This is a genomic window from Arcticibacter pallidicorallinus (assembly GCF_003002875.1).
Taxonomy (GTDB): domain Bacteria; phylum Bacteroidota; class Bacteroidia; order Sphingobacteriales; family Sphingobacteriaceae; genus Arcticibacter; species Arcticibacter pallidicorallinus.
Genome location: NZ_PVTH01000004.1, coordinates 96,017 through 114,198, shown reverse-complemented (window position 1 = coordinate 114,198; position 18,182 = coordinate 96,017). Strand labels below are relative to the sequence as shown.

Annotated in this window: 20 protein-coding genes; 16 read left to right on the top strand and 4 right to left on the bottom strand. The window is 44.9% G+C overall.

The annotated features are described in order from the left end of the window. Positions 1-36: 36 nt before the first annotated feature. Together B0I27_RS07805 and B0I27_RS07800 are read right to left on the bottom strand one after the other, a co-directional pair. Positions 37-336 (bottom strand): Rdx family protein, encoded by a 300-nt coding sequence (locus B0I27_RS07805; RefSeq protein WP_106292677.1) that lies wholly within the window; start codon positions 334-336, stop codon positions 37-39. Between the two features lie 6 nt (positions 337-342). Then, positions 343-792: a hypothetical protein gene (locus tag B0I27_RS07800; RefSeq protein WP_106292676.1), complete on the bottom strand. Its 450-nt coding sequence runs from the start codon at positions 790-792 to the stop codon at positions 343-345. Positions 793-953: 161 nt separating this feature from the next. Between B0I27_RS07800 and B0I27_RS07795 the strand changes: the two genes are divergently transcribed. The 9 genes from B0I27_RS07795 (at position 954) to B0I27_RS07755 (ending at position 8,971) form a co-directional block, all read left to right on the top strand. Next, the gene (locus B0I27_RS07795; RefSeq protein WP_106292675.1) at positions 954-1,400 is read left to right on the top strand and encodes a protein-disulfide reductase DsbD domain-containing protein; all 447 of its coding nucleotides are present in this window, start codon (positions 954-956) and stop codon (positions 1,398-1,400) included. Between the two features lie 16 nt (positions 1,401-1,416). Further along, on the top strand, positions 1,417-3,120 hold the full coding sequence (locus B0I27_RS07790; protein WP_106292674.1) for a protein-disulfide reductase DsbD family protein: 1,704 nt from the start codon (positions 1,417-1,419) through the stop codon (positions 3,118-3,120). A gap of 70 nt (positions 3,121-3,190) precedes the next feature. Next, on the top strand, positions 3,191-3,370 hold the full coding sequence (locus B0I27_RS07785; protein ID WP_106292673.1) for a histone H1: 180 nt from the start codon (positions 3,191-3,193) through the stop codon (positions 3,368-3,370). Between the two features lie 149 nt (positions 3,371-3,519). Next, complete coding sequence (locus tag B0I27_RS07780) at positions 3,520-4,326, top strand: DUF2249 domain-containing protein (RefSeq protein ID WP_106292672.1); 807 nt, start codon at positions 3,520-3,522, stop codon at positions 4,324-4,326. Further along, positions 4,323-5,606: a hypothetical protein gene (locus tag B0I27_RS07775; protein WP_106292671.1), complete on the top strand. Its 1,284-nt coding sequence runs from the start codon at positions 4,323-4,325 to the stop codon at positions 5,604-5,606. The genes B0I27_RS07780 and B0I27_RS07775 overlap by 4 nt, the downstream gene beginning before the upstream one ends. After that, complete coding sequence (locus tag B0I27_RS07770) at positions 5,603-5,935, top strand: metal-sulfur cluster assembly factor (protein ID WP_106292670.1); 333 nt, start codon at positions 5,603-5,605, stop codon at positions 5,933-5,935. The genes B0I27_RS07775 and B0I27_RS07770 overlap by 4 nt, the downstream gene beginning before the upstream one ends. Positions 5,936-6,031: 96 nt before the next feature. Next, positions 6,032-6,985 carry an iron-sulfur cluster repair di-iron protein gene (gene ric / locus B0I27_RS07765; protein WP_106292952.1) on the top strand — a complete coding sequence of 318 codons (954 nt, stop codon included), beginning with the start codon at positions 6,032-6,034 and terminating at the stop codon, positions 6,983-6,985. A gap of 215 nt (positions 6,986-7,200) precedes the next feature. After that, positions 7,201-7,452 (top strand): YtxH domain-containing protein, encoded by a 252-nt coding sequence (locus B0I27_RS07760; RefSeq protein ID WP_106292669.1) that lies wholly within the window; start codon positions 7,201-7,203, stop codon positions 7,450-7,452. A gap of 133 nt (positions 7,453-7,585) precedes the next feature. Continuing rightward, positions 7,586-8,971 (top strand): sensor histidine kinase, encoded by a 1,386-nt coding sequence (locus B0I27_RS07755; RefSeq protein WP_106292668.1) that lies wholly within the window; start codon positions 7,586-7,588, stop codon positions 8,969-8,971. Here the strand turns inward: B0I27_RS07755 and B0I27_RS07750 are convergent. After that, positions 8,968-10,284, bottom strand: a complete 1,317-nt coding sequence (locus tag B0I27_RS07750) for a chloride channel protein (protein ID WP_106292667.1) — start codon at positions 10,282-10,284, stop codon at positions 8,968-8,970. The genes B0I27_RS07755 and B0I27_RS07750 overlap by 4 nt on opposite strands. 288 nt (positions 10,285-10,572) lie before the next feature. Between B0I27_RS07750 and B0I27_RS07745 the strand changes: the two genes are divergently transcribed. The 4 genes from B0I27_RS07745 (at position 10,573) to B0I27_RS07730 (ending at position 14,296) form a co-directional block, all read left to right on the top strand. After that, complete coding sequence (locus B0I27_RS07745; RefSeq protein ID WP_106292666.1) at positions 10,573-11,151, top strand: YceI family protein; 579 nt, start codon at positions 10,573-10,575, stop codon at positions 11,149-11,151. A gap of 7 nt (positions 11,152-11,158) precedes the next feature. Continuing rightward, positions 11,159-11,728, top strand: a complete 570-nt coding sequence (locus B0I27_RS07740; protein WP_106292665.1) for an NADPH-dependent FMN reductase — start codon at positions 11,159-11,161, stop codon at positions 11,726-11,728. A 219-nt stretch (positions 11,729-11,947) separates the two neighbouring features. Beyond that, entirely contained in the window at positions 11,948-12,232 is a 285-nt protein-coding gene (locus B0I27_RS07735) for a hypothetical protein (RefSeq protein WP_106292664.1), read from the top strand. A 492-nt stretch (positions 12,233-12,724) separates the two neighbouring features. After that, on the top strand, positions 12,725-14,296 hold the full coding sequence (locus B0I27_RS07730) for a calcineurin-like phosphoesterase C-terminal domain-containing protein (RefSeq protein ID WP_106292663.1): 1,572 nt from the start codon (positions 12,725-12,727) through the stop codon (positions 14,294-14,296). A gap of 60 nt (positions 14,297-14,356) precedes the next feature. Here the strand turns inward: B0I27_RS07730 and B0I27_RS07725 are convergent, their stop codons facing one another. Beyond that, the gene (locus B0I27_RS07725) at positions 14,357-15,226 is read right to left on the bottom strand and encodes a UbiA family prenyltransferase (RefSeq protein ID WP_106292662.1); all 870 of its coding nucleotides are present in this window, start codon (positions 15,224-15,226) and stop codon (positions 14,357-14,359) included. Between the two features lie 40 nt (positions 15,227-15,266). Here B0I27_RS07725 and B0I27_RS07720 point away from each other — a divergent pair, with 40 nt between their 5' ends. Genes B0I27_RS07720 through B0I27_RS07710 form a run of 3 tightly spaced genes read left to right on the top strand, consistent with a single transcriptional unit; the run spans position 15,267 to position 18,182 of the window. Next, on the top strand, positions 15,267-16,370 hold the full coding sequence (locus B0I27_RS07720) for a type III polyketide synthase (RefSeq protein ID WP_106292661.1): 1,104 nt from the start codon (positions 15,267-15,269) through the stop codon (positions 16,368-16,370). Next, positions 16,363-17,058: a methyltransferase domain-containing protein gene (locus B0I27_RS07715; protein ID WP_106292660.1), complete on the top strand. Its 696-nt coding sequence runs from the start codon at positions 16,363-16,365 to the stop codon at positions 17,056-17,058. The genes B0I27_RS07720 and B0I27_RS07715 overlap by 8 nt, the downstream gene beginning before the upstream one ends. Beyond that, positions 17,055-18,182, top strand: a complete 1,128-nt coding sequence (locus tag B0I27_RS07710; RefSeq protein ID WP_106292659.1) for an NAD(P)/FAD-dependent oxidoreductase — start codon at positions 17,055-17,057, stop codon at positions 18,180-18,182. Before B0I27_RS07715 ends, B0I27_RS07710 begins: the two co-directional genes overlap by 4 nt.

Sequence of the window (18,182 nt, the reverse complement as noted above, 5' to 3'; positions counted from 1 at the left end):
GCCGATTTTGTTTAAAGAAATTTATATTGTCTGAACCTAACGGTCAGAATGTCCGAGGCTTTTACCTGGGTTAACGCGGTCGCGAATCAGCTGCTTCAACTCTTTGATCTCAGGAAAGCGACCTTCTCTCTTTCGGTCGAAGATTACCTCGTCGTCCAGACGTACGGAAAAGGTTCCGCTCGTTTCAGAGGGTTTTAACAGAACTCCCTCCAAATCGGTTGAAAATGTCGTCAGCAACTCTTGGGACATGTAAGCCGACCTTAACAGCCAGCCACACTTGGGGCAATATTCAATACTCACAGTGCGCTTAGTTTCTGTGATCAAAGTTTCCGTCATAAGATTTTAGTTTATAGACACATGTAGCTTTTTACCTGTTAATTCAAAATAGGTGTTCTGCAGCTGATGCAGGTATTCTACTTTGCGTTCATCAACGTGTCCCAGTATTCCAGACCGACCCAAAAAGCGAAAGGGTAGCAAATCGTCCGGCCCCAGCCATCTATCCATCTCATCCGGATCCTGTCTGAACGACGCCTTCACCAACCAATCATTCGACAATCTGATCGGGTTGATTTCATTCAATAGAATCCTGAATTGATATCCGGCCCTCGGACTCAGCATATCGCAAATAACGCTCTTCTGATGCATTTCTCTTATAGATAAAATGCCTTCCTGGTTTTCTCTGGGGTAGACAACGATGATATTGCCTTCTCTTAACTGATCGATATCCATACAGACTAACATGTTTACAATAGATTGCTTCACACTTAAATCATCCTCCGGGAGATTATTCATAACGATGTTACACCTACGAATATAAAAAATAACTAGTTTCGTTCTGAACATGGCTTCATTTTGTTAGCCAAGCGTAATAAAAGCTATAATATTCCTTTATTACTTTAATAACAAGCGTAAAAGCAGGATATTTGAATCTTTACAAATTCCGAATAAAAATTATGAAAAAATATATTCTCGTTCTCCTCACAGTGCTTATAGCAGGAGTTACTCAGGCACAGGTTCTGGAACCGGTAAAATGGTCTTATGCGTCAAAACGTATCAGTAGCACTGAAGCAGTTGTGTTAATCAAAGCGACGCTGGATAAGGGTTGGCATATTTATTCACAGAACGTTGCAGACGGGGGCCCCGTTGCTACATCCTTCTCCTTCGCCCCATCAAAGGCTTATTCACTTGTTGGTAAGACTATTGAGCCCAAGCCGGTAGCTAAGTATGAGAAAGCTTTCAAAATGAACGTAAGCTACTTCGATAATTCTGTTGTTTTCCAGCAGAGAATTAAGATCAAGGCCGGACAACCGGTAGTAAAGGGAACATTAGAGTTCATGGCCTGTAATGATGAAAAGTGTCTTCCTCCAGATGAAGTCAGCTTCAGTATTCCGGTAAAATAGTATTTCCCTTCTAATGATGAGATTAAGACAATTAAGTGTTCTTTTTTTATTTCTTGTAGTCCTCTTTTCTGTCCGGGTTCAGGCACAGGATAGCGCCAAAGCCATAGACTTTAGTGACATCGAATTTACTGATATCGAACAGGGTGCTGTTGTAGACAGTCCGATAGTATCTAATGCCGAGCAGGTGGGCGAATCTCTCGATTCCGGGTCTTCCGCATCTTCCGGAGCAGCACCTGTAGTTGATGGGGCATCTGTCACCCGGCAGGATAATAACCGTTCACTATGGGCCATCTTTCTCGCCGGCTTTCTCGGTGGGATCGCAGCCTTGATCATGCCATGTATCTTCCCGATGCTTCCGCTAACGGTCAGCTATTTCACTAAGAGTGCAGCAAGTAAGTCTGGAGCAGTAAGTAAGGCTTTAGTTTACGGCTTTTCTATCATCGTCATATATGTCATACTCGGTCTCATTGTAACCGTTATCTTTGGTGCAGACGCACTCAATAGACTCTCTACTAACGGTGTTTTTAACTTCTTGTTTTTCTTGATGCTGGTTGCTTTTGCAGCCTCATTCTTAGGTGCTTTTGAATTGACGCTTCCTTCTTCATGGGTGAACAAGGCAGACGCAAAATCAGACAATAAAGGTTTTGTGGGCATATTCTTTATGGCGGCCACACTGGCCCTGGTATCTTTTTCCTGCACTGGCCCTATTATTGGTTATTTGTTGGTAGAAGCGGCTACGATGGGCGCTCTATTGGGTCCCGCGGTAGGTATGTTTGGCTTCTCTTTAGCCCTCGCCATACCTTTTGCCCTATTTGCGATGTTCCCCTCACTGATGCAGTCGCTGCCTAAGTCTGGTGGTTGGCTAAACAGCGTCAAGGTTGTTCTAGGATTTCTGGAGCTTGCACTTGCTCTGAAATTTCTTTCTAATGTTGATCTCGCTTATCATTGGGGATGGTTGGACAGAGAGGTGTTCCTGAGTCTATGGATAGTGATATTTGGTTTAATGGGTCTGTATCTGCTCGGTAAACTCACCTTTTCCCACGATTCTCCCCTAAAGTTTCTTTCGGTGCCGCGACTGTTTCTGGCGATTATTGTGCTGTCTTTCACCGTCTACATGGTGCCGGGCCTATGGGGGGCTCCGTTGAGCTCTATATCCGCATTTCTGCCACCTCAGCATACGCAAGACTTCGATATGTACACATCATCGCTAAGGGCTGAACATAACGCCGGCGCGCCATCTGATCGGGGAGAACCAAAAAAATATACAGATCTTTTTGAGGCACCTCTGGGGCTTACTGCATTCTTCGATTACGAAGAGGGGCTTGCCTACGCCCGGAAGGTAGATAAGCCCGTGCTTATCGATTTTACCGGCCATGCCTGCGTTAATTGTCGCAAAATGGAGAGTTCTGTATGGCCCGACAAACGGGTGCTTGAAACGATCCAAAACGATTATGTACTTATACAGTTATATGTTGATGATAAAACAGCCTTGCCAGAAAACGAGCGTTTTACTTCTTCGAGAGGTAAAAAAATAAAGACTGTTGGTAACAAATGGAGCGATTTCCAGACGACCCGTTTTAACGCCAACTCACAGCCGTTCTATGTACTGCTTAGTCCTGAAGAGAAAATCTTGGTAGACCCGATTGGAGCTGATTATAATATCGACAGTTATCTCGAATATCTAAAAAGCGGTTTAGAAGCGTTCAAGGGCATAAAATAAGTTTAATAAAAATCCTTTTTCAGTTCTTTTTTCCTTGAAAAATATATATTTGCTGCAAAAGAATATTATTATGGAAAAATTCACAAAATTGAAAGAGCTTGTTGCTTCTATGGAAGTTGACGCTGACAAATTTTACACTAAAGGTAGCGGTGCTGCTGGAACACGTGTTCGCAAAGCATTGCAGGAGATCAAGACATTGGCTCAGGAAATTCGCAATGAAGTAACTGAAATTAAAAACAAAGAAGCATAGTTCAGCTTATAAATACATTTGAGGCTGCCCCTGGGGCGGCCTTTTTTGTTTTCTGTCCTTTTCAGCGAATATGATCCTCGTCACACCTTATTCTATAAAAGATCTTAGTGTCTTTTATTTGCTAAATTTGGGATATAAAACCAACAGACATGGTAATCACCCGAAAGACGCCTATCGCCGAACTGTTAAAAGTAGATAAAGATGCCGTGATCCGGCAACTGGTGGAACTTAATCCCAATTTTGCCCGACTTAAGAATCCGCTCCTCCGAAATACCCTTGCTAGAATGGTGAACATCGAATCTGCCTGTAATATGGCAGGCTGTGAGATCGCCGCCTTTCTGGACGCAATGAAACACATAGGCTTTGTTGTTCAGGATCAGGCGACAGATACCGTTCAAATCCGACCACAGGCCACCTCTGCAGGCAGACTATTTCATCGGGAGCTGGACGTGCGTCCCATCTTAGCGCAGAAAGAGGACCCTATTAAACTTATCCTGCAAACCATCCACTCACTTAGCGATGAACATACGCTTAAGCTTATCGCTCCCTTCGAACCCATTCCTCTCATTCACATGCTAAGCGGGAAAGGCTATGCTCATTCAGTCCAGCAGGAGGAAGGAAGCTTTATTACCTACTTCTGGAAAGATCCGAACGCCGCCAAATCGCAGGCGACGCCCTCTGATACGCAGACTAAACCAAGGGGAGCAGATTTCGAAAGCCTGGCGTTAAAATATAAAGATCGGTTGCGTACCATCGACGTCCGCAACCTCGAGATGCCTCAACCCATGATCATGATCCTAGAAAACCTCCAGCAAATGCCGGATGACGAAGCGCTATTTGTTTACCATAAAAAGCTGCCCGTTTATTTGCTCCCACATCTTCAGGAGAGAGGTTATGAACATAGTACACAGCCTACGGAAGACGGGAAAATGAACTTGATTATCTACAAGCCATGAATCCTCTGCCAAAGAATACGCCGGGTATGTACCGTCTCATCGTAACGCATTACCTGATTTCCGGGATATGTTTTGCCATGCTCGCCTTGCTACTGCTGGTTCTGAGCGGAAACTTTCCCAGCCACTATTTTGCGCCAGGCACTCTGGCCATCACGCATCTCGCTGCCCTCGGATGGGGTACTTTGATCATCTTCGGAGCTTGCTACCAGCTGCTGCCTGTGTTGCTCGAATGCGATCTGTATAGCAACAGGTTACCTTGGGTCGTATTGAGTTTGTTCTTGCCCGGTCTGTTTTGTCTTGTTTATTCCTTTTGGGTATTCGACCCCGGTATTCACATGCAGGCTGCAGGAGTACTTCTTACCTCGTCCGTCATTCTCTTTTGTGTGATTGTCTTCAAGACAGCAGCCAAAAGCACGATTGCTTCCGCTCACAAAGACTTTATCCTGACTTCCTGTATATGGCTCGCAGCCACCGCTGTCCTGGGCACCTTAATGGTATTCAATTTTAAATATGCTTTTCTGCCCAAGGACCACCTTCATTTTCTCCGACTTCATGCACATATGGGTATTGCCGGGTGGTTTCTGATGCTGATCATTGGCGTAAGCGCCAAGCTCATACCGATGTTTCTGGTATCCCGGAGTCAACCCTCTAAGCTCCTTTCCTGGAGTTTTTACCTGATCAACATCTCGCTTCTGCTGTTTATGGTCGATGGATATATTCATGGACTGAATTTGAAAACACATCTGGTCGTGGCAATGATGTTATGCGGACTGACCTTATATTTACTTTATATACGAAAGTGTTTCCAGTCAAGACTCAAAAAAAAGCTTGACATACCTATCACAAAAACCGTCCTTTCCATTGTATTCCTTTCATTGTCGGTCTTACTACTTCCTCTCATTGTCCAGCTTTCGGTTCAACAAAGTGCCTGGGCGGTCAAGCTATCCAGCCTCTACGGTATGCTGATCTTTATGGGCTGGATTACCGCGCTCATCATGGGACAAACTTTTAAAACACTTCCATTTATCATCTGGGTGAAGAAATATGAACACCTTAGTGGCAAAGCCAGAATCCCGATGCCGGCAGACCTTTATCACACCTGGTTGTTAAAAGTTCAGTACTTCGCATACATTTCCTTCTGCGCGTTTTTTTTCGCAGGATTCCTGCTTTCAAACAACGTATTGATAATCGTCGGAGCTGTCAGTATAGTCATTGCAGCGTTCTCCTACCTTGGGAACGTAATCATTCTTCTTACTCACAAAACCACTATCCAACTATGAAAGAATTTAACATTACCAACCAATCCTCATTTAAGGAACTTCAAATCATCGAGTCTCTTAGGACCGTGCTTGATCCTGAATTGCAGATAAACGTTATCGATATGGGGTTGATATATCATATCGACGCGAATCCACAAAGCGATAGCATAAAAATCCAAATGACCTTATCTTCATCTCATTGTCCGATGGGAGAAGCGATTCTTAAATCGGTACAGAACCGTATTGAAACAGACTTTCCAGGTTCGGAAGTCCATGTAGAGCTTGTGTGGGAGCCGCAATGGACTTACGAGAAAATTACCGAAGAGGGACTCAAGCAGCTAGGACGGTAATCAAAATTATCCCTGCCAATTTAACAATTATGATGAAGGTCATTTGTTAGCGGGTTATTAAGAGATACATTTGTCTTCTATTGAATTATGAACAGTATGGAAACTATAACCACTCTTAACGTTACTGAAATTGAGCCTCGTTTCAGACATCCTATAATATTCGAACAATTCGACTCCCTCGAAGCAGGAGACAGCTTTATCATCTCTATTGATCACGATCCCAAGCCACTTTACTATCAATTGATTGCAGAGCGGGGAAATATTTTCAGCTGGGAATATCTGGCGAGCGGCCCGGAAAACTGGCAGGTTAAGATAGAACGTACAAAACCCGAAGAGGCTGAAGCTACCATAGGAGAGATCGTCGCAAGTGACTACCGCAAGGCCCAGGTCTTCAAGAAATTCGGAATAGACTTTTGTTGTGGAGGAAAGAAAACGGTAAGTGAAGTGTGTAACAGAAAGGGAATCGATATTTCCGAAGTAAAACAACAACTTGCTGCAATGGATGGCGATCAGGGGAGTCCTTCTCAAAACTATCAAAGCTGGGAGCTTGATTTCTTATGCGACTATATCGTGTCTACCCACCACAGGTACGTCAAAGATACTCTTCCATTCTTATCTGAGATTTCCGCTAAAGTGGCCCGTGTTCACGGCTATTCGCACCCCGAGGTAGTTGTCGCTGCCAATGCCTTTGCAGGAGTAGCCGCAGATCTCAGCGCTCACTTGCTTAAAGAGGAAAAAGTCCTTTTCCCCTACATTAAACAACTGGTAGCAGCGAAGCGCGAGAATTCCGCCCTACCTCAGGCACCGTTCGGCGAAGTATCGAATCCGATCCAGATGATGGAAGCCGAACACGAACATGCAGGAGAAGATATGTCAGAAATCCGAACCGTTACCAACAACTTTACCGCACCTGACGACGCATGTACCTCTTATCGCATATTGTATAAAATGTTGCAGGAGTTTGAAAGCGATCTTCATCAGCATATTCATCTCGAAAACAATATCTTGTTCTCTAAAGCGGTAGAGTTAGAGAAAACATGGAATAACTAAAACCTGCTTCTAAGGAACGGCCAAAGATGAATTCAAAATCATGCATTCATCCTTTGGCCGTTTCAAAAGTGCCGGTACTTCCTTAGCTATATATTGAAATAATTGATTCCTAGTATATTAAAAAAAACATCGGCTCAATCTTTCAAAAGGCCTCAACACTTCAGCATTCTTTTTGTTATACTTACAATTCGGAACGATAAATTAATGTATGGTCTATGAATAATCAATCAAAAATAATAGCTGCATTGCTGGCGGGAGTTGCCGTGGGGGCTGTAGTAGGTCTTTTATTTTCTCCAGACAAAGGTGAAGAAACCCGGGACGGCATAGCCGGATGGTTTAAAGATGTGTATGATCTTTCCAAAGAAAAAACGAGTGACCTGGCTGAGAAGGGTATGAATGCCGTTAAGTCTTCTAAAGACTCTGCAGAAAGTAACATCGATCATGCTGAAAGCGCTTTGGGCGTTTAAGTTAAACTGAAATATAAGTTTTTGAAGCGAGATCCTGCTGTTTACAGCGGGATCTCGCTTTTTTTATATAGATTAGAATTAACAAGCCAATTATGCGCTCCAGCGCCTTCGATAATCATTGTTAGGTATTGATATGGATAAGTCAGCCGTATTGAAATATGTTAGTAGCTTTATCTCGATCTTGTGTGCCAGTTATCTGGAAACGCTCATTCTCGGTAGCAGGTTTGCTACCCCGTCATTGCTCTTGTTTACGGGTGTTATCATTTTGTCCTTCCGCTTTTTAGGCAAAGGACCCGCCATCTTCGCCCTTGTCGTCTCGGTCATCTTTTCGTTTAACGCGCTTCTAATAAGAGATGGGGAGTTTGAGTGGGCACTTTCAGACTTTCTGAAATTGCTCCTCTTCGTTCTGGAAAATGCAATGATCATATACATCATTGACTCCTATATTAAGCAAACGGAAGAAGGGCTTTTGAAAGAAAAACGGTTTAAAACACTCATCGAAGAAAGCTCCGAGGGCTTCATGCTTGTCAAGCTCAATGGTTCCATTCACTATCATAATCAGGCTGTCGATCGGATCACGGGCTATCATCAGGATGAATTGAAGCGGATATCGATCTGGAGCTTGATTAAAGATGATGACCTAATTACGGTTAAAGAACACTATTTCAAAGTAGCTTCCCATGCTGGTTCTGCAGTCACAATACAACACCGTATGAAAAAAGCAGACGGCACTGTCATCTGGGTCGAGAATACTATTGCCAACCATCTTGAAAATAAGTCTATCCAGGCCGTCGTTATGAATTTCAAGGATGTTACCGCCCGTATCAACCACGAGCAGGAGATGGGTGATTTTCTGGGAATCGCCTCGCATGAGCTAAAAACCCCGCTGACGAGCCTCAAAGCTTATACGCAGGTACTTGAAATGCGTCTGAAAGCTGAAAAAAATACCAACACCATCCAGCTGGTTAACAAGATGGACAAACAGATCAACAGAGTTATCGCTATGATCTTTGACTTGCTTGATGTAACGAAGCTGCAATCGGGTATTATGTATCTCAAAAAGGAGACTTTTCAGATCAACGATCTGGTATCTGAAGTCGCCGAGAATCTCGCCAACGTACATCATAGCCACCGGATTGACTTAGATCTTGACGAGAACATTGCCCTCCGGGGAGATCGCGCAAGGATTAATCAGGTGCTTGTCAACCTTGTTACGAACGGAATTAAGTATTCGCCGGGCAGCGATAAGCTGATCGTTCGGACAGCTATTATCGATAATGCGGTGACGGTATATGTTAAAGATTTTGGTATAGGCATATCCCAGCTCGAGGTTAAGAATCTGTTTAGTCGCTTTTACCGCGTCAGCAGTGTGCGGGAGGCTTATCAGGGACTGGGACTCGGGTTATACATATCCAATCAAATCATTGAACAACATCACGGAAAAATGGGTGTCGACAGCGTAGAAAATCAAGGTTCAGTTTTTTGGTTTCGTCTGCCACTTGCCTCAGAAGAAGATTAAGTCTTCGGCGATCTTTTTGGTATGGGCCAGATGTAGCGGGAGGACTTACGCGACAGATACTTCTTTCTTGAATCGTTATCAGCTGCAGAGCTTTTTTCATCTTCCATATATATGCCTGAGTCACCACTGCTTAAGTAGGCAACAAAACACGCAATAGCAAAATAGAATAGATACTCCGGTCCAAATAGCTCAGCTCCCATAATAGTGCATGCAAAAGGTGTGTTCGTAGCTCCTGAGAAGACAGCCAAAAAGCCCAGAGCAGCAAACAATCCGGCGGGCGCATTCATAAGTTCCGACAGGGTGTTGCCCAGAGTAGAGCCAATGAAGAACAAAGGGGTAACCTCGCCGCCTTTGAAGCCCGTTCCCAGAGTTATTCCGGTATAGATGGTTTTCCAGAGCCAGCTCCAGGTATCTGCACCACCAGTCACAAAGCTGGAAGGTATGGTTACTGCGCCAAGATACTGCGCTTGTACCCCAAGACCGAGATAATCGGGCTTTCCGTTTAATATCGTCAGCAAAATAATTGCAGTGCCTCCTGCGAGGGGAATCATCCATTTTTGCGGAGCCATTTTTAGGGTCACCTCTTTAACGGTCCTCGAGAAAAGCAGAAACCCATAGCTGGCAAATCCGAAGCCAACCGATGCCAGAATCACCTTAGCCACAAGATAAAGCTCATCCATGTCGTCGAATGACGGAAGCTGACCGATCTGGTAATGTGTATGTGAGATCCCCAATAGCAATACCGTTTGATCGGCCACCACGCTGGCGAGCAAGGCTGGCAGAAGGAGGTTTATTTTCAGTCGTTTGAATGTTAGCACTTCCACGGCAAAGAGGGCGCCGGTAAGTGGTGTGCCAAAGACCGCACCAAATCCCGCAGCTATGCCTGCCGTAAGTAAGATATGGCGCTCTTGCTCGGGCAACTTAAATACCCTGCAGAATGCAGCCGATATGCTTCCGCCGACTTGCACTGCCGTACCTTCACGTCCGGCAGAACCTCCGAAAAGGTGAGTAATTACCGTAGTTAGTATGATGATCGGCCCCATCTGAGAAGGGACACCTGCCCCTGGTTTATGTATTTCTTCTATAATCAGTATGTTTCCTTTTTCGGACGATTTGCCTATGGATTTGTAAATGAAATGTATCAACAGCCCAGCCAACGGCAGCAAATACAGCAGCCAGTCATAGCGAAAGCGGATTTCCGTTGCAGTCGACAAGAGCACGAGAAAAAGACCCACCATGCAACCTATCGCAATCGATGTGGTGCATATCATCAGGATCCATCTCGGCAATTTTCCAATGGTGGTTAACGTCATGATTGGTGACTAATTATTTGCGGTTGTTTTTTGAAGAGGGTCTTTAAAGCGAAGTAAAACATTATTGTCCATTTTTTCTTTATAAATTGCGAAGATGTTTAAACATGTATTCGGCAGATGAAGAAGTCTTTTGTGCGTCATGTTTGTTTTGCTGGTTTACTGGAAAGGAGAAGATCGTAGCTTTAGGTATATGAGCTGCATCAAATTGAAGCTGGCTGCCAGCATTCGTCTTTAACAATTTAAATTATCTGTTATTTAACATCTTTTAAACTCATAAAACAAAAAACAATGAAAAAAATGATCCTGTTGCTGTTTATGATAGCAGCATCTGCGACAAGTTTCGCTCAAATGAACTGGAAGTCAGATCCCATGCACTCCCGGCTCGGATTTAAGGTGACGCACCTGGGTATCTCTGACATTAGCGGTGCCTTTGACAAGTTTGATGCCACGGTATCTTATTCAAAGCCCGACATGTCCGACGCGGTAATAACCCTTAGTGCCGACGTGAATTCCATCAATACCGCCGTAGAGATGAGAGACAATCACCTGAAGAGTGCAGATTTCTTTGATGCGGCTCAGTATCCAAAGCTAACTTTCAAAAGCACATCGATAAAATCTGCCGGTAAAGACAAATTTAAAGTTACCGGCGACCTTACGCTCCACGGCGTAACGAAACCGGTTACTATGGATATGCTGTTTAGGGGAGTCGGAAAAAACCCGGCAGCCAACAACGCAGAAGTAGCAGGGTTCCAGGCGACAGGAAGCATTAAGCGTTCAGACTTCGGCATAGGCGCCAAGTTTCCAGCTCCGATGATTAGTGATGAAGTATGGATACAGGCTGACGGCGAATTCGGAAAATCTAAATAAATAATCAATGTACAAACTTAAGATCATAAACTCCACTGTAAGACCAGGAAGGAAAGGCCCTATAATTGCGTCGTGGGTGGCTGAATTGGCGAAAAATAGCGGAAAGTTCGAAGTCGAAGTACTCGATCTGGGCGAGATAAACCTTCCCTTGATGAATGAGCCTAAGCATCCGGTGATGAGGCAGTATGAGCATGAGCATACCAAGCAGTGGTCTGCTAAAATCGAGGAAGCTGATGCTTTCATTTTTGTAACGGCCGAATATGACCATGGTTATCCTGCGGCCTTACGCAATGCCATAGAATATCTTGTACACGAGTGGGCTTATAAAGCTGCCGGACTGGTAAGTTATGGGGGCATTTCGGCGGGTACCCGGGCAACCAACGACCTTAAACGTGATCTTTTAACGATGAAGGTTGTGCCTTTAAGTGAGCAGGTAAACATTCCCATGTTTACCCAGTTCATCGTCGATGAAAGCGTATTCAACGCAAACGATGTCTCCCTTAAAGCAGCAGATGCTATGCTTAAATCCATCGTTCGGTGGACTAAAGGTCTAAAAATTATCAAAGAGGATCAGTAGGTCGTCTTGTCTTTTAGAATAAGTCAATCAACCGGATAAGTTAATTCTTATCCGGTTTTTTCATTTTGCCACATCCTTTGTGATAAAAAAAGCAGCATTTTCGTTATTTTCTCATAATTTCACAGAAATGCAAAATATACAGAACCTTTTTATTCCATTCATGGTATAAGGATATAGATACGTCAGAACGAGTACATCAAACTTTAGTCCTAATTGATTGTGAAAAATACCAATTTTCTTCAGCGGTTGATCAACTTTATCAGGCCTTCTTTCGTGGAAAAGAAGAAAAGGAGAGCTATTATCCAGCGCCTTGAAGAAATCAATGCAGAACTCATTGATGTATCACATACTTGCAAAATGTACGGCGATCTTGACATGTCTTATGAGCAGGCCATGAAGTATAAAGACTACGTAGCCCTTAATTATGAGTATGTTAGATTAGAAAGAGAACTTTACAGTCTTCCTGAGACAGACAAAATCAAAGTTGCCGTTTCTCAGAGCTAAAAATTGGGCGTAGAATTTCCTAAAAACTGGGCGTAGCCTTTCCTCTTTTATCCAAGAGATTTCCTTAACACTGTTGGTTGGGAGATATTTTCTTGTGATCAGAGAAGGATCGTCCCCTTATTCCATCCAACGTGCGTCTATCCCGAGTCCAGGTTTGCTCAATAAAACATGGACCTATGTTCCAGTATATGGTTTATCGCTGCTTTCGCAGGCCTGCGGCTAGTCACGAGATTGAACTCCATAAACCCCGAAGAGGCTGTTGATTAGCAGAGGAACTTGTCCCTGCGACGGCGAGAGAGCCACTAAAGTCCCGAAACTCCGCTCTGTTTGGTGATCTCGTCGACCACGAACTTTCGATGCACAGGAAAACGTATGTTCATGCCGCCTGTCCGAAAATGATTAAGTTTAAATATTTGTTAACGTTATCGAAACATTGCTGGGCTAGTTTCGCTGAGAATAGCGCAACATGTTGATGCGCTCATACAGATTTATATGAGAAGAATTTATTTGGTTACAGCGGGGCTTTTACTCTCAACAGTTTTACTGGCCCAGAACACGGTGAGAGGTTATGTTTATGCCGATATAAACGCGAATCGGAAACAAGAAAGAAACGAAAAAGGAATTGGCGCTGTTGCGGTGACGAACGGTAGAGAAGTAGTACTGACGGATAAAAAAGGCTACTATGAACTCCCGCTGAATAATGATCAGATTATTTCTGTCATCAAGCCTACGGGCTATAAGGTGCCGGTTAACGAGGATAATCTGCCGCAGTTCTTCTACAATCATAAACCAGCTGGCTCGCCCAGATTGAAGTACAAGGGGGTGCCACCTACCGGTGCTTTGCCGAAGTCAGTAGATTTTCCTCTGAGTCCTTCAAAGGAAGATCCGAATTTCACGGCACTTGTTTTTGGCGATCCCCAGCCGTATACGCTTCAGGAGGTAGATTATTTTGATAAGGGCGTTGTTGTCGAGGTGGCAAATATAAGGAACGTAGCGTTTGGATTGAGTATGGGCGACCTTGTCGGGAATGATCCGGAACTTTTTAGTCCCTATACCAAGGCCATCAAAAAGATTGGTATCCCCTGGTATAACCTCATGGGAAATCATGATATTAATTTTGATGTAACAGAAGACGAACTGTCTGATGAGTCATATGAAGCGCATTTCGGTCCAGCAAATTACGCTTTCAACTATGGCAACGTGCATTTCATCGTATTGGATGATATCTTATATCCGGATCCGCGAGATGGAAAGTCTTATTGGGGCGGACTAAGAAAAGACCAGCTGGAGTTTGTAGCCAATGACCTGAAGCATGTGAATAAGGATAAGCTTGTTGTACTGGCGTTCCATATTCCCCTCGGAGAGGCGGGCAATGATGAAGGATTCAGGGAGCAGGATAGAATAGCCTTGTTTGAATTGTTGTCTGACTTTCCTCACACGCTGTCGCTGTCTGCACATACCCATAACCAAAAGCAGTTGTTCTTCACCGAAAAAGATGGATGGAAGCAAGAGAAAGCGCATCATCATTATAATGTGGGTACCACATCAGGTAACTGGTACTCCGGGGAGCTCAATGAGCTTGGAGTTCCGGTATCGACGATGAGCGATGGTACGCCAAAGGGTTATGCATTTATCAACTTCAAGGGTAATCAGTATGACGTGGACTATAAAGTTGCGGGAAAAGCGAAGGATTATCAGATCGAAATTTCTGCGCCGAAAGTAATTGAGCACGATAAAAAGACCTCAGCCGCTATTTACGCCAACTTCTTCATGGGATCAGCGAAAGATGACGTACGTTTCCGGGTAGATAACGGAGAGTGGAATAAAATGACTTATGTTGAAGAGTATGATCCGGGATTTCTGGACGTATTGCACAAGTTCGATCATACAGAGAACCTCCTGGATGGAAAGCGTCCGAGCGCACCATCGACCTCAAAACACCTATGGAAGGCGCCAATCCCCTTTAAACTTGCCCCTGGTGAGCATGTCATAGAAGTTAAAGCTACCGATATGTTCGGCAAAAGCTATATCCAGCGGAGTAGCTATAAGATTGTTAAAAAATAAGCGCTCCAATTCTAAATATGTAGCCGGTGGCAGCGTAAGTTGCCAGCCGGCTTTTTTTGCTTAACGAAAAAGCAGAAGCCAGCCGAAATATACCAGCATGAACAGGCCGCTAACAAGCGTCATTACTGTTGCACGGCCGAAGGAAGCCTTGGCAGGATCTCTAACGCAGTTATAGAACCAGTGGAAAAAATAGATCAGCGCGGGTGTCAGACAGATGAGATAGACTCCGAAATTTTCCGACAGCTTGCAGCTAAACCAATAGTAGTACAGGAGGGCACTGCCTAACAGGAAAAGAATCCCTGCGAATATAAACGAACCGCGTACCCCCAGCAGCATGCTCAGGGTACGATCTCCCCGTCGTGCATCTTCGTCATGCTGATAGATCTGCGTTAGCGGGTAGGAGGCTCCGATCAGACACGAGCAGACAAGCCCTGCTATCCAGACGGAATGTGTTTCGGGTGTACCCTCCGGAGCCAGTGCCCGATAACAGCTGTAGTAGATAAAAAGCCCCTGAAACACGAAGACAATGAAGAAGCTCAGCAAGGGATATTTCTTTATCCTGACCGAAGGATGGCTGTAGGCTTTGGAGAACGAATTGTAGATGATGGCGCAAAGAGCAAACTCCATGCTGACCAGCAAGGCAAGCAGCACGCCGGTCCACTCTAGGATAATTGAAGTGTAAAATAGATTGCTGTTGACTTTCGGCGGATTTTTCAGCAATCCGATGCTGCCATCGTCCTTATCAAAGAAGCTGTTGAAACCGTTACTCGCCGGGTAAATGAACAAATGCAATACGATAAAAACTACCAGGGCATGGTAAGTGTTAGGATTAGGTACTTCGCTCAGGGCAAACAGATACACAGGGAGTAACAGCAGGGAGAAAGGAAGTCGCAAATGCGTTAGGGTTGACCTGATATGTAATTCCGCCATGATGCTGCCTGTGTAGATAAATTTAAAAAAACAATTGCAGATGAACAGCATCATTTCGGCCATAGGCACAAGTAATCCGGTAAACAAATTTCGTCAGGATCGCATCCTCCAGTTCATGATTGATGCACATGAGTTGGATGAGCATAACTCCCGACGTTTGGAGAAGTTATACCACGTCTCGGGGATCGACTACCGGCACTCCGTGATTGACGATTTCGGGAAGGATAGGGGACAATACGAGTTTTTCGGTAATGAGGATGGGTTGATGCCATTCCCGACCACCTCTAAGAGAAGTGATCTTTATGAAAGCACCGCACTCAACCTGTGTCTGCGTGCAGTAGATAGTTGCCTGGGTTCAATTTTATTTAATGCGCAGGATATCACCCACTTGATAACCGTAAGCTGTACAGGCATGTATGCTCCCGGACTTGATATTGAGATCGTAGAAAGCCTGCGGCTTAACCCTCATGTTGAGCGCACCTGTATCAATTTTATGGGCTGCTACGGTGCGTTTAATGCGTTAAAAGTTGCCGACTATATCTGCAGGGCTCAGCCGGATGCAAAGGTGTTGATTGTGGATGTAGAACTTTGTACACTTCATTTCCAGAAAGAGAATACGCTGGACAACTGGCTGGCAAATTCCCTTTTTGCTGATGGGGCCTCGGCAGTTCTGGTTCAGCACGAAGATGCCACAGATGTGCAGCTTTTTAAGATCAAATCGTTTTATACGGAGGTTATTACCAAGGCCAGAAAGGAAATGGCCTGGAAAATTGGTGATTTCGGTTATGAGATGCAGCTCACGAATCAGGTTGCCAAGCAGATCAAGTCGGGTATCCGCGACGTTGCAGACAAGCTTCTCAAGAAAGCAAACATAGCGTTCGATGACATCAGCCAGTTTGCCATCCACCCCGGTGGCAGGAGGATATTGGAGGTCTGTGACGAAGTCTTTAGTTTAAATGCAGAGCAGAATGCGCACGCTTATAAGGTATTACGTGATTTTGGCAATATGTCTTCTACAACAGTTCTGTTCGTTTTGGATGAGTTGAGTAGAAAGCTAAAAGCAGAAAAACGCGAGCAACAGGTGCTGAGCTTCGCTTTCGGTCCGGGTTTAACCTTTGAAAGTATGGTGTTAAGCTATGCCTGATTTCAGTCGGCGAAGCAAGGAGGTGGAAATTATGGATAATTTTGCCCTCGACCATCGGGAGCTTGACCCGGTGTTGAAGGAATTGGAAGTAATCAATAAACTTCTGGGTGGTTTCAGCGTATTTTATGACGCCTTTAGGCAGCTGAAGCTACAGAACGGCGACACGGTCAGCGACTGGGGTTGTGGTGGAGGCGACAGCTTGAGGGTCTTACAAGGATATTTCAGGCGCCAGAGCCTTGACTTGCGGCTTATCGGCATAGACGCTACCGCCGCCGCAGTGGAATTCGCCACCAAGCGAAATAGTGCATTTAAAAATATGGAATTCCGGCATGCCGATGTGCTGGAACATGAATTCGACGATGCTGAGTTTGATGTCGTGATCAGCAGTCTGTTCACCCATCATTTCGATGATGAACAATGGATTGTTCTGATCAGGAAGATGGTTCATTCTGCAAAGAAAGCCGTCATCATCAACGATCTGCACCGGCATTGGTTCGCCTATCATGCTATAGGGGTGCTGACAGGACTGTTTTCCAAATCTCCCATGGTGAAACATGATAGCAAAATATCCGTTTTGCGCAGCTTCAGAAGGGCTGAGCTGGAGAATCTGATTAGGCGCGCAGGTTTCAGTCTCTTTACAATCAAATGGATGTGGGCTTTCAGGTGGCAGGTAATCATTTACAAATGAAACAAAAGCCCTCTATCTGTATCATAGGAGGTGGTTTGGCGGGGCTGACCAACGCCATACTGCTGGCTCGTTCGGGTTTTCCAGTCACGCTGATCGAGCGGAAAACTTATCCCTTTCATAAGGTTTGTGGAGAGTATGTAAGTAACGAAGTGCTGCCTTTTCTCAAGGCGCTGGGTATTGTTCCGGAACAACTGGGGTCTTCCCGTATCAGTAAACTGGCGCTGAGTTCGCCGAGTGGAAGGACACTAAGTGCTGCGCTTGATCTGGGCGGATTCGGACTGAGTAGATTTCGACTGGATCATACTTTATACAAGATGGCTTTAATTGATGGTGTTCATATTGTTGAAGGTGAGAAAGTTAATGATGTGCTCTATAGTGGGGGGAAGATTAAGATCACGATCGCCGCAGGCGAGCTTGAGGCAGATCTCGTGATCGGCTCCTTTGGTAAGCGTTCGAACCTCGACCAGAAGTTGATGCGCCCGTTTTTTTATAGGCGTAGCCCTTATATGGCTGTAAAATATTTCGTGAGGGGTGACTTTTCACACGATACCATTCATCTGGACAATTTCGACGGCGGGTACTGTGGCTTCAACAAGATCGAGGAAGATCTTTTTTGCCTCTGTTATCTAACCGAGAACAGACATCTTCGAACCTATGGTTCCATTCCGGCGATGGAGCAGGAGGTCTTGATGAAGAATCCTGTTCTGAAGAGGATTTTTGAACGCGCAGAGTTTGTTTGGGACAGGCCGGAGAGTATTAACGAAATTGCCTTTGAACGGAAGACACTCGTAGACAGACATATCCTGATGTGTGGTGATACGGCTGGGATGATTGCTCCGCTTTGCGGCAACGGTATGGCCATAGCCTTTCATTCGGCAAAGATTTTGTCGGGTCATATTATACGCCTGTGTAAGGATGGAATAAACGAGAAGATCCGGGTGCAGCTCGAGCACGAGTACATGGATAGCTGGCGCCAGGAATTCGCTTTTCGTTTGAAAGTGGGCAGAGGTATTCAGCGTTTGTTTGGAAGACCTCTGCTCTCTGAGCTCGTGCTGGGCGCCATGGCTGGCGTTCCCTCAGCGATTCCAGCCTTAATGTCCAGGACACATGGCAGGCCGTTCTGA

Excerpts from the sequence above, each read along its gene's own strand:
- B0I27_RS07805 (WP_106292677.1), bottom strand. The coding sequence starts at position 336 with ATGACGGAAACTTTGATCACAGAAACTAAGCGCACTGTGAGTATTGAA.
- B0I27_RS07800 (WP_106292676.1), bottom strand. The coding sequence starts at position 792 with ATGAATAATCTCCCGGAGGATGATTTAAGTGTGAAGCAATCTATTGTA.
- B0I27_RS07795 (WP_106292675.1), top strand. The coding sequence starts at position 954 with ATGAAAAAATATATTCTCGTTCTCCTCACAGTGCTTATAGCAGGAGTT.
- B0I27_RS07790 (WP_106292674.1), top strand. The coding sequence starts at position 1,417 with ATGAGATTAAGACAATTAAGTGTTCTTTTTTTATTTCTTGTAGTCCTC.
- B0I27_RS07785 (WP_106292673.1), top strand. The coding sequence starts at position 3,191 with ATGGAAAAATTCACAAAATTGAAAGAGCTTGTTGCTTCTATGGAAGTT.
- B0I27_RS07780 (WP_106292672.1), top strand. The coding sequence starts at position 3,520 with ATGGTAATCACCCGAAAGACGCCTATCGCCGAACTGTTAAAAGTAGAT.
- B0I27_RS07775 (WP_106292671.1), top strand. The coding sequence starts at position 4,323 with ATGAATCCTCTGCCAAAGAATACGCCGGGTATGTACCGTCTCATCGTA.
- B0I27_RS07770 (WP_106292670.1), top strand. The coding sequence starts at position 5,603 with ATGAAAGAATTTAACATTACCAACCAATCCTCATTTAAGGAACTTCAA.
- ric (WP_106292952.1), top strand. The coding sequence starts at position 6,032 with ATGGAAACTATAACCACTCTTAACGTTACTGAAATTGAGCCTCGTTTC.
- B0I27_RS07760 (WP_106292669.1), top strand. The coding sequence starts at position 7,201 with ATGAATAATCAATCAAAAATAATAGCTGCATTGCTGGCGGGAGTTGCC.
- B0I27_RS07755 (WP_106292668.1), top strand. The coding sequence starts at position 7,586 with ATGGATAAGTCAGCCGTATTGAAATATGTTAGTAGCTTTATCTCGATC.
- B0I27_RS07750 (WP_106292667.1), bottom strand. The coding sequence starts at position 10,284 with ATGACGTTAACCACCATTGGAAAATTGCCGAGATGGATCCTGATGATA.
- B0I27_RS07745 (WP_106292666.1), top strand. The coding sequence starts at position 10,573 with ATGAAAAAAATGATCCTGTTGCTGTTTATGATAGCAGCATCTGCGACA.
- B0I27_RS07740 (WP_106292665.1), top strand. The coding sequence starts at position 11,159 with ATGTACAAACTTAAGATCATAAACTCCACTGTAAGACCAGGAAGGAAA.
- B0I27_RS07730 (WP_106292663.1), top strand. The coding sequence starts at position 12,725 with ATGAGAAGAATTTATTTGGTTACAGCGGGGCTTTTACTCTCAACAGTT.
- B0I27_RS07725 (WP_106292662.1), bottom strand. The coding sequence starts at position 15,226 with ATGGCGGAATTACATATCAGGTCAACCCTAACGCATTTGCGACTTCCT.
- B0I27_RS07720 (WP_106292661.1), top strand. The coding sequence starts at position 15,267 with ATGAACAGCATCATTTCGGCCATAGGCACAAGTAATCCGGTAAACAAA.
- B0I27_RS07715 (WP_106292660.1), top strand. The coding sequence starts at position 16,363 with ATGCCTGATTTCAGTCGGCGAAGCAAGGAGGTGGAAATTATGGATAAT.
- B0I27_RS07710 (WP_106292659.1), top strand. The coding sequence starts at position 17,055 with ATGAAACAAAAGCCCTCTATCTGTATCATAGGAGGTGGTTTGGCGGGG.